The organism is Corynebacterium mendelii (assembly GCF_017307055.1).
GTDB classification, from domain to species: domain Bacteria; phylum Actinomycetota; class Actinomycetes; order Mycobacteriales; family Mycobacteriaceae; genus Corynebacterium; species Corynebacterium mendelii.
In genome coordinates, this window is record NZ_JAFLEQ010000005.1 from 41601 (window position 1) to 55187 (window position 13587).

Below are 13587 nucleotides of genomic sequence, written 5' to 3' on the forward strand. Positions count from 1 at the left end.
GGGCACCCGGGCTTGTTGTGTCAGTATTCGACCCACATGCTGCCTGCCGCGCGCGGAACTGTAGTCCCTTTGGTCAGTGCCGCCACTGTGGAGGAAAGCTCATCCCCCGCTGCTTTGTCGACGGCCACGGTGATGGTGGCGCGGCTGGTGTAGTCGACCCCGGTGACAGTGATTCCGCGGCCGCGCAGATCGGCCTCCAGCCGCCCGGCCTCGGTGTGGCTGACCGTGAGGGTGAACAGGTCTTTTTCGTCTTTGCGTGTGACCGTCACTTTGCCCAGACAGCCGTCGACCGCGTCAGAGTAGGCGCGCACCAGCCCGCCGGTGCCGAGTTTGATGCCGCCGAAATAGCGCACCACCACCGCCGCAATATCCAGCATGCCGGAACCGCGGAGCACCTCCAGCATGGGGTTTCCGGCTGTCCCCGATGGCTCCCCGTCGTCGGAGGACCGCTCCACCGGGTTGGCGCCGTCCACCCGGTAGATGTAGGCCGAACAGTGGTGGCGGGCATCGGGGTAGTCGGCTTTGACTGCGTCGATGAATCCGCGGGCCGAAGTCTCGTCGGTGACACGGGTAATGAAGGTGATGAACCGGGAGCGTTTGATCTCCAGTTCATCGGTGACGATTTCATCGGCGGGAAGACGGTACATGGCATCCATTGTCCACGTTGAAGCCTGCCGGGGCACCTCCGCCCCGCTGTACAGCCGACCGGGCAAGGCAAGCCATCCTCCCGGCCGGCATCACCGGGCTACTACCCTTGTCAGCTATGACCAACCCCGCACCACGACGCACCCCGACCACCTACCGGGTATGGGCCCCGACACCTGCCGATGTCCGGCTGGTTGTTGACGGCACCACCCACCCGATGACACCGGCCGACAACGGCTGGTGGGAATCATTCGTGCCGCTGCGCCCCGGCGCCCGCTACGGCTACCGGCTTTTCGACGGTGACACCTGGTCGAAGGTGGTACCCGACCCGCGGGCGCGCCGTCTTCCCGATGGGGTGCACGGGCTGGCGGAAACCACCGACGAGACTTCCTTCACCTTCACCGACGACACCTGGCGGGGAGTCAGCCCCGGGGGGCAGGTCATCTATGAGCTGCACACCGGCACCTTCACCGAGCAGGGCGATTTCGCAGGCATTGAAACCAAACTGGATTATCTGGCCGACCTGGGGGTCACCGTCATCGAACTGATGCCGGTGCAGCCTTTCGGCGGCAACCGCAACTGGGGTTATGACGGGGTCAGCTGGCATGCGGTCCATGAAGGCTACGGCGGCCCGGAGGGGCTGAAACATCTGGTTGATGCGGCCCACGCCAAAGGCATCGCGGTCATGCTGGATGTGGTCTACAACCATTTCGGCCCCGACGGCAACTATGCCGGCATGTTCGGCCCCTACACCACCTCCGGCGACACCGCCTGGGGTGATGTGGTCAACCTGTGGGAGAAAAACTCCGATGAGGTGCGCAACTACATTCTGGATGCGGTCTACATGTGGCTCACCGACTACCACATCGACGGGCTGCGGCTGGATGCGGTGCAGGCCTACCACGATCCGGGGGCGGAACACATTTTGGCGCAGATGCAAAAAACCGCCGAGCAGGCGGCTGCCGAAACCGGCCGCCAGAAGTTCCTCATCGCCGAATCAGACCAGAATGATCCGCGGCTGACCCGCGGCCGGGCCGGCGGCGGCTACGGTCTGGCGGCCCAGTGGGACGACGACATCCACCATGCGCTGCACACGCTGGTCTCCGGGGAACAGCACGCCTACTACTCCGATTTCGGCACCACCGAAGTGCTGGCGAAAACCCTGACCGGGGTGTTTTACCACAACGGCTGCTCCTCGTCGTTTCGGGGCCGCACCCATGGCGCCCCGGTCGATACCCACGCCACCCCGGCATCCTGTTTCGTCACCTACACCACCACCCACGACCAGACCGGCAACCGGGCCAGGGGTGACCGGCCGAGCATGAACCTTCCACCGGAAAAACAGGTGCTCAAAGCAGCGGTGATCTGCTGCTCGCCGTACACCCCGATGCTGTTTATGGGCGAGGAATTCGGGGCGGAAACACCGTTTGCGTTTTTCTGCTCCCACACCGATGACGAACTCAACCGGCTCACCGACCAGGGCCGCCACCGGGAGTTCGCCTATTTCGGCTGGGACACCGACGATGTGCCGGTGCCCTCCGACGAGCAGACCTTCCTCGACTCGAAGCTGCGCTGGGATTTCTCTCCCGAGCAGCAGCGTATCCTCGACGCCTACACCACACTGCTCAGGCTGCGCCGCACCTGGCGGCTGGCCCGGCCGTGGCTGGATGAGGTCACCGTCAACCACAGCGACCAGTGGTTGACCATCGAGCGTGACGATGTGTTTTTGGCCGCCAACTTCAGTGACCGCGAGCAACGTATCCCCTTGGGCGGCAGGTTGATCTATTCGTTCACCGGTGCCCGTGCCACCGACAGCGAGACCATCCTCGACCCGTGGGGGTTCGCCCTGGTTGCCAGAACCTGATCCACGACTTCCACCACCCGGTGAAAAGCGTGTTTTTTCACCCACCCCGGCACGCTCCCGCACCCCACAGTCCCCCGTCGTTTGTTCTCCCCCGCTGCCCGCAGGCTGCGCCCCACCAGCAGGATTATTCCCCCATGACTGTCACCGGCACCGGTTTCCGCACCCCCACGCCGCTGTCCCTGTCACAGATCGACCGGCGGCTCTCCCACCGGGTGACAACCGGTGTGTGGTGGCCGGCGGAGACTGATTTCGAGATCGCCGTCGGGGCGGTGCTGACACAAAACACCGCCTGGACCAATGTGGAGCACGCCCTGGACAATCTGCGGCGGGAGGGACTGCTGTCGGCCCCGGCCATCACCGCCGCCGACACAGCGCAGCTGGCGGAACTGATCCGCCCGGCCGGGTACTACAACGCGAAAACCAGGTATCTTCGGCAACTGGCCGCCTGGATGAGCGCCAACCACGACCGGGCGCACAACCTGCCGACCGGCCGACTGCGCCGGGCACTGCTGTCGGTCACCGGCATCGGCCCGGAAACCGCCGACGATATTGTTCTCTACGTCTACAACAGGCCGGTGTTCATTTTCGACCTGTACGCCCGACGGATGCTCACCGCCGCCGGGTACACCGTTCCGGCCGGATACGAAGCCGCCCGGCGGGAGTTGTCGGAAACGTTGGGCGTCGGCAGCCGCGACGCCCAGTGGCACCAGCGTTTCCACGGACTTGTTGTCGATGCCGGGAAAACAGCCCGCACCCGCGGCTGGGACAGCCTGCTGGCACCGGTTGCCGGCGAGACGACCGGCCACACCCGCTAAAACCCCCGGGGTTTCCTATCGCGCGATCCGAGACCGCACGCAGCTTATGCCGTTCGGGGTTTTTCGGCGTCAAACCAACTCACGTCTCACCATCGCCCCCCGGAAAACACCCCGCACCCGGCGGACCCCGGCGCCGACGACCCGGCACGGCCCGGGCCACACCGTGTCTTTACCCACCCCGCACCTGTGCCGCGGGGGAGCTGCCGCCATGCCTGATCATCCCATCGGAGATAAGCCGGTCAGTACCGTGGCCGCGTTGACCACTCCGCGTTCCGGGCGCGGATCAGCCCGCCACGCCGCGGATAACCGCCACCGGACGACTGGCCGGACGCGGGATGCAGAGGCCATCGCTTTCACCGCCATTTCCCCGCAGGACAACCGCCGGGCCGTCGGACAGGCCATCTGGGACGCCGCCCTCGACGCCATTGTGGCCGTCAGCGGTGACGGGGTGACCACCTCGGTGATCCAGCACACCGCGGGATCGGGCATTCCGGTCCGTGTTATTCCCGCCGGATCCGGCAACGACACGGCCCCGCCATTTTCCCGGATTCCGATCGATCCGGTAGCGGCCGCGGAAGTGATCGCCGACGGTTTTTTCCGCCACCTGCGATCCGGGCGGGACAAATTCACTCCGGCGGCGCGGGGCGCACATCCCGCGGATACGCGCCCCGCACTACCGAATTGTCCTTGACGGCACCGCCCCTCTACCACATATGCCGCAGCAGGCCAGCAACCGCCGCACCGCCGCCGGGGAAGAGATCCCGGCCGACCGCAGACTGGCCATCGACCGGAATCTGTTTGCCGCCGCTGTCGGCGCCACCCGCTGCCGGGGCTGGGTGCACAGTGTGCCCGCCGGCGTTTTTGTGCGCCGCTTTCCTTTTTCCAGGCCACCACAGCCGCGGGACGGTTGACAATCATGCACCACCTACTACTATGTTTTACATAGTAGCTGGCACCGCATGGTTGCCGGTGGCGGCAGGACCCCTGCCGGGCAGAACACTTTTTCAAAAACAACAAAACACCGGATGGCCCCATGAACGATTCAAAGTCACTGTCCCAGATGCGCAAAGGCGCGCTGGAGCTGGTGGTGTTGACCGTGTTGACCCGCGGTGAGGCCTACGGCGGCGCGCTGGTGGACACGCTGGCACACACCACGCATTTCACCATCACCCAGGGCACGGTCTATCCGCTGCTCACCCGCCTGCGCCACGCAGGCCTGGTCAACTGCCGGTGGGCGGAATCGCCCTCCGGCCCGCCGCGCAAGTACTACTCGCTCACCGCGTCAGGAATAAAACACCAGCAGCAGCTGGCCGAGCAGTTTCTGGCCTTCGCCGAAGAGGTCACCGGGCTGATCACCGGCTGATCCCGCCCGCGTGACGACACCCCTGCCCACCCGATACAAAAAGGAACCCCCATGACCCAGACGAGAGCCGGCCGGTTCAGCCGGTGGATATCCAATCGCCCGGCCACCGGCGCACAGATGAAGTTTTTCGATCCCTCCGACCCGGCTCTGTTTGTCCCCCGCAGATTCGGCAGCGGTTTTTCCCTGAACACCGGGGCTGTGGCGGTGAAACTGGGCCTGGTTCGCCCGGATGACAGCCTGGATGACACCGCCCCGTACCTTGACCGCCGCGCCGTGACCATTCTGCGGTGGTCGCCCGTTGTCCCGTTGGGGATTGTCGCCGCAACCGCCTGGCGGGCACGCGCCGACGGGCTGTCCGCCTACCCGATCAACTGGAACTGGAAAACTCATCCGACCCGGTTCGCCCCGGCCTGGATCGCTTTCGGCATTCCGTGTGCCATCGCCACCATTGCCGCCGCACAGTCACTGTCAGCCGGGAGAAACAACAGTGGGACATCGTTGCCGGAACCTGCGGCCGCCGGTGAACTGACCCCCGACACAACCATTGATGTCGCTACCCCGGCTTTCTGCCTCGGCGAGGCCGTCACCTGTGCCGGTATCGCCCTGGCAACAGTGTCTTCCGCCCGCAGGCCCGATGAGGCGAATCCGGCCCTCGTGGCCGCCATCGCCGCCGGACCGGTGGCCGCCACGGGTGCGGCCGTGTGGGCTGTCAGACGGGCCCTGAACTCGATTGCAGCCACCCTGGCCCACGACCGGACCAGCGCATTTTAGGACACCTGTTTTTCCGGGCCGTTGCCCGAAAAAATACGGCGCCGCCCCTCTTTTTCCGGAAGGATTTTTCAGTGTCATCGCACCACAGTCTGGAATCCCTCGCTTTGCTCCCGCCGACGGTCAAGGGTCTCATCATTGCCGCCGTCGTCATCCAGGTGGTTGTTCTGGCCGCCGCCCTCCGCCGCTGGCTGCAGCTTCCCGCGGGTGAACGGCCCATGGACCTGCCGAAGCCGGTCTGGCTGGCGGTGATCCTCGTCTGCAACATTATTGGGCCGGTGGCGTTTGTCATCGCGTTGCGGCGCCACCGCACACACAACGCGGAGCCGGCCACCGGCCCGGGGTGCACCGGCAGTGCGCCCGACAGAGCCGGGCTAGTCACCAGGCTTTACCCTCCGGACAGGACGACCCGGTGAACGCAATCGAGACTGTGGAGCTGACCAAACGCTTCGGTTCCTTCACCGCCCTGGACCGGGTGAGTATGACGGTGCCGGAAGGCTCGGTGTACGGATTCATCGGCCGCAACGGCGCGGGAAAGTCGACGGCCTCCCGGATCATCACCTCATTGGCCACACCGAGTTTAGGAACCGTCAGGGTTCTCGGCGGTTTCCCCGGCGATCCGGAGGTCCGGGCCAGAATAGGGGTCATGGCCGATGTCCCCGGCTTCGACGGGTGGATGACAGCTACCCAGGTCATCACCGATGCCTGCCGGCTGAAAGGACACGGCCGCGCGAGTGCCGCAGCCGAAGCCGGACTTCTTTTGGAGCTGGTCGGATTGCAGCGGAACCATCGTCCGGTGGGCGGGTTTTCGCGCGGCATGCGCCAACGCCTGGGGCTTGCCCGGGCCCTGGCGGGATCGCCGGAGCTTTTGATTCTCGACGAACCCACCTCGGCTCTTGATCCGGTGGGCCACAGCGACGTGCTGGAGATCATCACCCGGCTCAAAGGCGTTGCCACCGTTGTCTTTTCCACGCATCTGCTTGACGACGTCGAGCAGGTCGCCGACCGGATCGGGGTGCTGCACAACGGCAGACTGGTCGCCGAAGGACCGTTGGACGGGCTGCTGGACACCGCCCGTTCCGGGGGCACCATCTCCCTCACCCTCACCGGCGGCAGCAATCCGGGCGAGGTTGCCGCGGCAATCTCTCCCCACCCCTGGTGCACCCGCGCGGAAGTGAACAACGACCGGTCGATCACCATCACCACCACCGACCCGGAGCGCACATACCGGGCGATTCCGGGAATTCTGGTGGCAGCACACGCCGGCCTGGTGGACATGACACAAAAGACAACCACCCTGGCCGAGTTCTTCAACCACGTCACCGCACCCCCATCCGACGCCACCGGTGGCCGCACCACTTCAACAGCAAAGCAGTAACCATCCGATGCCGCACCAGCGAACACACCACCCAACCGCCGCCGGCAACCGCCCGACGCCATCCGGCCGGCGCATGTTTTCACTCCTTGTCTCCCGGGAGATCACGGCCACGGTGAACACGTGGCGGATCTGGGTGATCGGCGGAGTCCTTGTATTCAGTGCTCTTGCCGCACCGGCCGTTGCCGCATTCACCCCGCAGATACTCCATGCCCTGGCAGGCAGTGAGTTTGAGGCCCTCGCCGCGACTGAACCGGGTCCCCGCGACGCCTACGGACAGTGGGTGAAAAACCTGGTCCAGATGGTTCTACCGGTACTCATTGTGACCCAGGCATCCGCGGTTGCCGGACCGGTGGGCAACGGCACAATGCATTTTCTGGCCGTCCAGCCGGTCACCCGGGGACAGATTGTGGCCGCCGGAGCAGTCGCCGACACCGCAACAGTTGCTGCCACCACCGTGCTGGCAACCGGCGTGGTGTGGGCCGGAACCGGACTGGCTTTCTCCCGGGCGCCCGCCGCCTGTCTGGTGTGGGCAACACTTGTGTGGCTGGCCGGTGCCCTGTTTTTCACCGCCGTCGCCCGCCTTGCCTCCGCACTGTGTCCGAGCACCGGGGCCGCCGCCGGAATTGGGCTGGTTGTTTTTCTTGTCTCGGCCGCCGCGGGTTTCATTGACGGGGCAGTCCGGTTCACACCCGTGGGCTGTCTTTCATATCCGGCCGGTATTGCCGCCGGGACCGCTTCTGTGGGCGACGCCGCCTGTGCCGTGGCCGCGGCGCTGGCGGGAACAGTGCTCGCCACAGCCGCCGCCATGGCGGCTTTCTCCCGGCGCCAGTTGTAGCCGCCGATGCCCTCCGCGCCGCGTTTTCGCACGGCAGTGTCCACGACACCTCCGCCCCGCCCCCGGTGGGACACCGGCGGCGGGGCGGAGGTCATATCGGGCGACTGCTCCCGCGCCCAAAGGTGCGGGGCGCGGAAGGTGGCCCGAAAGATCAGATGTGGTCGTTGATGAAAGCCAGGGCGTGGTCCACAACTTCCTGCTTGTTGGTTTCATTGAACAGCTCATGGCGGGCACCGTCGAAGAAGATGTGCCTGTCGCTGTCCTTGGCGATTTTCTCCCAGCCTTTTTTCGTCCCCTCATAGGGCACCAGCTGGTCGGCGGTGCCGTGCATCCACAACATCGGCACCTCCACGGTGCCGGCGGCATCGATGCGTCCGATCATCTCCACAAACGCCAGGATGGTTTGTGTGTGGAAGCTGCCGTGCCACACCAGCGGATCGGACATGTAGGCCTGCCCCACCCCCGCATCCCGCGACAGGACCCCCGGATCAACCGGAATCTCCGGCACCGGATCAGCCTGCGCAAGCACACGCCCCGGATCCCACTGCCCGATCACCGGGCCGGTGACAACCACGGCGGCAAGATCATCGGGGAAACGCTGCGCATAGCGCACCGACAGCATCCCGCCCATGGAGTGCCCGACCAGTGCCACGTCAAGATCCGGGAACTTGTCCCGGGCGTAGCCGGTGAGCAGACGGAAGTCGTCGACGAGTTCGTCGAAATCGTCCACCAGAACTTTTTCCCCCGCGGAGCGGCCGTGGCCACGGTGGTCAATAGCAAAGACCGCTGCCCCCTGATCCCGGAAGAACTCCGCCACATGAGCGAACCTGCCGAGATGCTCACCGTAGCCGTGGCAGATGAGCACAATCATCCGCGGCTGCCCCGGGGGTAGCCAGGCATGGCCGTGCAGTGAGCCGGCGCCGCCGGTGAGCTGGAAATCCTGTTCCTCCGCCACGGGTTCTCCTGGTGTGAAACGACACTGTGCACCCTGTCATATCTGACGGGCATATGTGCTGGCACACACAAGGTAAACACCCGGCCAAACCACCCCGCAAGCACCTGACCGGCAGCAATACACTACCGGTAATACGTCCCCGCCGACTGCTGAACACCCGGCACCATCCCGTCGATTCAGTGCAACGGCAGCCCGGCCGCCGTGATGAAGTGGCCGCGCACGCCGGGAGCGGATGCGCCGGGTGGTAACCCCACCATCTTTTATCCACCCCCACTGGGCCGACAGGACGGCCGATCCGTAACGCTGATCACCTGCCCAGACCCCGAACACCCCCGCAAATAGGGCAATGGCAACACCCCTGAGATGATTTTGTTTTCCGATCAAAAAAGTGAAAATGAATCCTGCAGCAACACCACCCTTACCCATTACTTGCCTGCACAAAAACATTGTTTTTTACCCAGTTCACCGCACCATCCCCGGCAACCACCGGCAAAAACCCTCTTTCGGGGGTGCTTCGAGGGGAGCGTTTTCGAACTCTGAAGCTGTTTTTCAACTCTTTTCTTTTCCTCTGCGCCGGGTGCACTGTGACAGGCCGCATCCCGACGGCCGGTCTTTCCATGCGGTTAGGATGATTGCTGGCCGATCACCGGCACAGCGAGTATGTGACCACCATCGGAAAGGACACCGTGGGCGAGCGATTCCTTGCGGCCATTTCTGCCGTATCTTTTACTGTCACGGCACTGGTGGCCGTGGTGGCGGTCCGTGACAGTGTCACCGGCAGCACCCCGGTGCCGTGGCTGTGGATCGTCGGCTACCTTGCCGGCGGGATGGTGCTGGCCATCACCGCGTTGCTGTTGCGGCATGCCCGGGGACGTTCCGTGGACAAAGTGCTGGGACTGCTTCCCGTCGCCTGCGGATTGTGGGCGATATTTCTGCTGGCGTTCCAGACATGTGCCCGCGACCACCACACCCCGGGGTGGCCTGCCACGGGCCTGCACATAGGCTCCATCGTTTTTGTTGCGGTGGTTGTTCTTGTCATCCGGATCACCGGACTTCGTCCCATCCGCAAGCTGATGCTCACCGGTGTGCTCATCGGATTTGCCGCCACCGTCGACACCGGTGTTCTGGCAACAGCGGTGCACTCCGCTCCAGCAGGAAGCCTCCGCTGGCTGCTGCCGACGGGAGCGGGAATAGTCATGGCACTGTCAACGGCGGGTTTCTTTCTCGCCCCCTCCGCCGACAATGACCGGATAAAAAATCTGCGGGGCAAAGCCCACATGCGCAGCCTGTGAGCAGCCGGTGACGCACCGGCAAAAAACAACCACTGCGCCATCCGTCTGCACCGGCCGTCCGCAATCACCGGCAGGCTGCTTTGGGGGTGCGGCTACGGCACCGGATACCCGGTCTGCTCACAGCGGTAAGCCAACTGCTCGTGCCAGTCCCGTACCGGCGCGTTGACGTAATCCTCCAACATCGAGCGTTGGGCAAGCTCGGAAGCCCTGCGCGCCAGCTCGTCCTGCTCGTCAATCGACGGGGCACGGCCGTGACCGTCCTCGAACTGCCGTTTCAGCGTCTCTAGATTGGCCGGGTAACGCACCAGATCAGCCTCATCAATCATCGTGATGAAGTAATCAAGTAACGCCTCTTCCCACACCGATCCACCGATTGCCTTCAAACCGGCACGCAACAACTTCTCGTCCTCCCGCAAAAGCCGGATACCACCCGGAGGGTTCTCCCAGCACCGCTGAGTGAAAGCATCGGAATAGAAGTACCGCCTGTTTTTCCATGTCCCGTACTCAGGCAAGAAGTGTTCTTCCTTAACGGCCTTCATCCTGGCCCGCAGATCATCGGAGAGCATATCGCCCAACAGCCCGTCGGACTCTCCGATCAGCACACCCTTCGATTCATCATCGGCCGGTTCGATCACCAACCCCATCTTGTCCAAAGAGTCCCGACCGGCGGCGGTCCACAAAAACATCCCCGGTATCGAACTTAAGAAATCAAGCACATTGGAGGTAAACCAGTGCCTGGTTTCCGGCGGATACATCAGGTCAAAGATTCCTCGAAGCTCCGAGTGGTCGCCAACATCAAACGACACACCCAAGTCATTGTCGGTCACCGTATAGGAAATATGACGGTCATACATGGAGATCCCTTCCTCGGCAGGTGCCCGCAGCCGGAAGAACCGGCCCCGGTGGTGTACGTGCCCCATAGTGCACCAGCACTCCGAGACGCACCTGACCGATCGCCCGCCGCCAACGTTGATCTCCTCCCGGCTGTCCGCGCACACAGCCGATTCATGGATGGCGGGAAAGACCCTATACTCGGCGTCACTGATTGAAACACCGATTCACAATCACCACGGAAGATCCCATGAAATCTCCTAAAACAAGTGCTGCGGCAGCTGCGGCGGCTGTTTGCTTTGCTGTGTTGTCTGCCCCCGCCGCCCACGCCAACGAAGTTGTGGATCCGGCCGTCACCGACATCCAAACCCTGATCGAGTCCGCATTGCGTTTGGACTGCCGTACAACCGTTGCCCGGGAGTATTCCGGCTGGGGCTGGTCGGACAGGGAGTCAACCCGGCAATCCGCCCTGGCAGGCGGTTACACCCCGGAAGAAGCCGATCGATGGGCTGCCGCGGTAGCTACGCGGGTTGGGGAATGCCATGCCGCCGACCGTATCGCCGATCCGGCTTTCAGCTTTGTCACCAACGGCCGCAGCTCACACTATCCCCGCACCGCCACCACCCTTGCACGCTCCCTGATCAGCATGCCTGTCGGCGACTTTCTGCGGGATGCACGCCAGGCAGGCAGCAGCCGGTGAACGTGAGGACCCCACCGTCATGAGCAGTTCTTCGCCGTCCTTCGAGCAGACGCTCACTTCGGCTCTGGTGGAAGCTCTCGAACAAAGCCTGCACGAGCTGTTCGGCACCGGCGAGGATTTCTACTGGATGGCATTGATCGACACCGGTCAGGGTTTGCGGCCCTTCCTCTGCGCATGGTCAACCCAGGCTTTCCAGCGCTATCTGGCCTCCCACGGACTCGGCCCGGATTCTTGTGAACCGTATCTGCGCTGGTCCTATGCGGAGTCACCGTATCTGAATGTCGGGGCACACCACTTTGCCGGGGTCGACGATATTCTCAAACGGCGCCCCACCAGTGATCAACTCGATCCAGACCAGTGGGAGCAGGAACTTGATTGCCGTGTTGAGTGTGCCATCGCGGCCTTCAAAGAGCTCGATGCACGGGGGCTTTTTGCCGCCCATCAGCCGCGGGAGAACATCATGATCAATGTGGAGGACATCCCGCCGACCGAAGACAACACCACTCGGGCGCGGGAGTTGAACCCGGCCGCGGCTATTGGCGACTGGCTGGAATTCTGCGCCGAGTAGCAGACTCTAGTTTTCCGCCGTTCCCGCCACCGGATTGGGGTCAAAAGAACCTTCCACCACATATTTTCGGCCGGTGCACGGGTGGGCCTTGGACAGCGGAAACCAGGGGGGTCAGCCACAGGTGGGTCCCGGGCTTTTCAGAAATCTCGGGGGTTGTCGTTGCGGACAGAAGCCCGGCACTTCTGTGATGCGTAAAAAGAACCCCTCACCAGTTGTTTTGGTGAGGGGTTATGCGGTGGAGTCCAGGGGGCACGTGTCGAACTCCGCGCATGTGAGATCATTTGCTACTGGTTGGATTATGCTAATGCGACATCATCGCTGTAATTGATCCTAAATCCTTCGTAGTTGAGGCTGTAGGTGAGTCAGTGACAGCGAGTGCCATACCCCATCCGTGTTACCCATAGTTAGCTTGGTCAACTCCGCCTTCATGTAAGGTAACCTTCTTCGATGCCACCAACACTTGAAACCTCGCGCATATCCAAACCAGTAAACACCAGACCTTCAGCAATATCGGTACTGGCGAAATCGAAAACGCCCTCAAGCAGTCGTGCAGTTACTTAGCAGGTGCACATTGAGCGAGTTCCTCATTCAAGGGATCCGATTTAGACCCGGCCCGAACGCGCCTGCCACCAGACCAAATCCTACTACGTCTTCCGGAGTACACTTGGAGTACAGCAGATTTGTGTCGAATCAGGTGGATGAAATGAGCGGATTATTTGCAGATATCCCTAGTTTTGGGGAACTCAAAACACTAGAAGCATTGACCAAAGAGCCAATCCCTACGGTGGAAGAAGCTATCCAAGGACTCCGGGGCTTCTGGAAGGAATATTATGAAGAAATCGAAGTACTATACTCTGATTACGTTCAGGCCATTATGCCATTTAATCGCCCAGGTTCAGTAACAAAATCTACCTTAATAGAACACGAAGAAAGTCTAATTAAGGACTTGAAAATCAATTCTACTTACGCCAATAAGTCAGAAAAAGATAAATGGTGGGACGTAGGAAAATTTTTGTTGGAATCTATCCATCCACAGGATCGCCCTTTGATGATTATTGCTCTCATTGACGAAGTGATTAGAAAAGCAGTAGGGCTAAAGAAAATCGATAGAAACCATGAGTTTGTGACCTTGGTAGAATTATTTTCTCTACCAATTGAGAATAAAACGAAACGAAATCGCTATATTATAGCACAGGAATGGGTGCAAAATAATGACAAGGATACTATCGTTAAATTTCTAGGGGCGGTTGCTTGCAAAGAACAAGAGCTTTCTGATACCAAACCGACACAGATCTCTTACCTATTGGGTACTGTTAAGGGTGATTCTGTAACTGATAAATTCATCTTCAATCGAGCATTTCCTGAAAGTTTTTCTTTCAAAGACAACGGGGAGGATTTAGCTATCGTATGGATGCTCAAAAATCCTGGCTATGGACAATCTCTGGCAAATACGCTAAACGGCGGTGCGATTAGCGAAAAAAATGAAACCCGAATGTCAATTTTACTCGACCAGGCAAACCTCTGTATCGCGTCAACTAAAGAGGGCTACCTTCTACCCTGGGAGCCGTTACAA

General features: G+C 61.8%; 15 protein-coding genes. 12 read left to right on the forward strand and 3 right to left on the reverse strand.

Translation table 11 applies throughout. The features are described 5' to 3' along the window. Nucleotides 1-20: 20 nt before the first annotated feature. Nucleotides 21-647 (reverse strand): YigZ family protein, encoded by a 627-nt coding sequence (locus JZY06_RS03165; protein WP_377769099.1) that lies wholly within the window; start codon nt 645-647, stop codon nt 21-23. A 116-nt stretch (nt 648-763) separates the two neighbouring features. Between JZY06_RS03165 and treZ the strand changes: the two genes are divergently transcribed. The 8 genes from treZ (at nt 764) to JZY06_RS03205 (ending at nt 7668) form a co-directional block, all read left to right on the forward strand. Continuing rightward, nucleotides 764-2509, forward strand: coding sequence for a malto-oligosyltrehalose trehalohydrolase (gene treZ, locus JZY06_RS03170; RefSeq protein WP_207118375.1), 1746 nt, complete (start codon nt 764-766; stop codon nt 2507-2509). 134 nt (nt 2510-2643) lie between these two features. Then, nucleotides 2644-3324 carry an endonuclease III domain-containing protein gene (locus JZY06_RS03175; RefSeq protein WP_207118376.1) on the forward strand — a complete coding sequence of 227 codons (681 nt, stop codon included), beginning with the start codon at nt 2644-2646 and terminating at the stop codon, nt 3322-3324. A gap of 208 nt (nt 3325-3532) precedes the next feature. Next, nucleotides 3533-4015, forward strand: a complete 483-nt coding sequence (locus tag JZY06_RS03180) for a diacylglycerol kinase family protein (protein ID WP_207118377.1) — start codon at nt 3533-3535, stop codon at nt 4013-4015. A 342-nt stretch (nt 4016-4357) separates the two neighbouring features. Then, nucleotides 4358-4687 carry a PadR family transcriptional regulator gene (locus JZY06_RS03185; RefSeq protein ID WP_207118378.1) on the forward strand — a complete coding sequence of 110 codons (330 nt, stop codon included), beginning with the start codon at nt 4358-4360 and terminating at the stop codon, nt 4685-4687. A gap of 51 nt (nt 4688-4738) precedes the next feature. Next, complete coding sequence (locus JZY06_RS03190; RefSeq protein ID WP_207118379.1) at nt 4739-5458, forward strand: DUF5808 domain-containing protein; 720 nt, start codon at nt 4739-4741, stop codon at nt 5456-5458. A 71-nt stretch (nt 5459-5529) separates the two neighbouring features. Next, entirely contained in the window at nt 5530-5871 is a 342-nt protein-coding gene (locus JZY06_RS03195; protein WP_207118380.1) for a hypothetical protein, read from the forward strand. Further along, nucleotides 5868-6833 (forward strand): ABC transporter ATP-binding protein, encoded by a 966-nt coding sequence (locus JZY06_RS03200; protein WP_207118381.1) that lies wholly within the window; start codon nt 5868-5870, stop codon nt 6831-6833. The genes JZY06_RS03195 and JZY06_RS03200 overlap by 4 nt, the downstream gene beginning before the upstream one ends. Nucleotides 6834-6906: 73 nt before the next feature. Continuing rightward, entirely contained in the window at nt 6907-7668 is a 762-nt protein-coding gene (locus JZY06_RS03205) for an ABC transporter permease subunit (RefSeq protein WP_207118382.1), read from the forward strand. Between the two features lie 151 nt (nt 7669-7819). Here the strand turns inward: JZY06_RS03205 and JZY06_RS03210 are convergent, their stop codons facing one another. Beyond that, a complete protein-coding gene (locus JZY06_RS03210; RefSeq protein WP_207118383.1) occupies nt 7820-8623 on the reverse strand; it encodes an alpha/beta hydrolase in 804 nt (267 codons plus the stop codon). Between the two features lie 686 nt (nt 8624-9309). On the opposite strand from JZY06_RS03210, the gene JZY06_RS03215 reads away from it, so the two are divergent. Further along, on the forward strand, nt 9310-9915 hold the full coding sequence (locus tag JZY06_RS03215) for a hypothetical protein (protein ID WP_207118384.1): 606 nt from the start codon (nt 9310-9312) through the stop codon (nt 9913-9915). A gap of 92 nt (nt 9916-10007) precedes the next feature. On the opposite strand, the gene JZY06_RS03220 is transcribed toward JZY06_RS03215, so the two are convergent. Continuing rightward, a complete protein-coding gene (locus JZY06_RS03220) occupies nt 10008-10769 on the reverse strand; it encodes a hypothetical protein (protein WP_207118385.1) in 762 nt (253 codons plus the stop codon). Between the two features lie 227 nt (nt 10770-10996). Here JZY06_RS03220 and JZY06_RS03225 point away from each other — a divergent pair, with 227 nt between their 5' ends. From JZY06_RS03225 to JZY06_RS03235, 3 genes are all read left to right on the forward strand, one after another. Further along, a complete protein-coding gene (locus JZY06_RS03225) occupies nt 10997-11446 on the forward strand; it encodes a hypothetical protein (RefSeq protein WP_207118386.1) in 450 nt (149 codons plus the stop codon). Nucleotides 11447-11465: 19 nt separating this feature from the next. Then, complete coding sequence (locus JZY06_RS03230; protein WP_207118387.1) at nt 11466-12014, forward strand: DUF4303 domain-containing protein; 549 nt, start codon at nt 11466-11468, stop codon at nt 12012-12014. Nucleotides 12015-12696: 682 nt separating this feature from the next. Next, the coding region (locus JZY06_RS03235) for a hypothetical protein (RefSeq protein WP_207118388.1) at nt 12697-13587 on the forward strand (891 nt) is incomplete at its 3' end.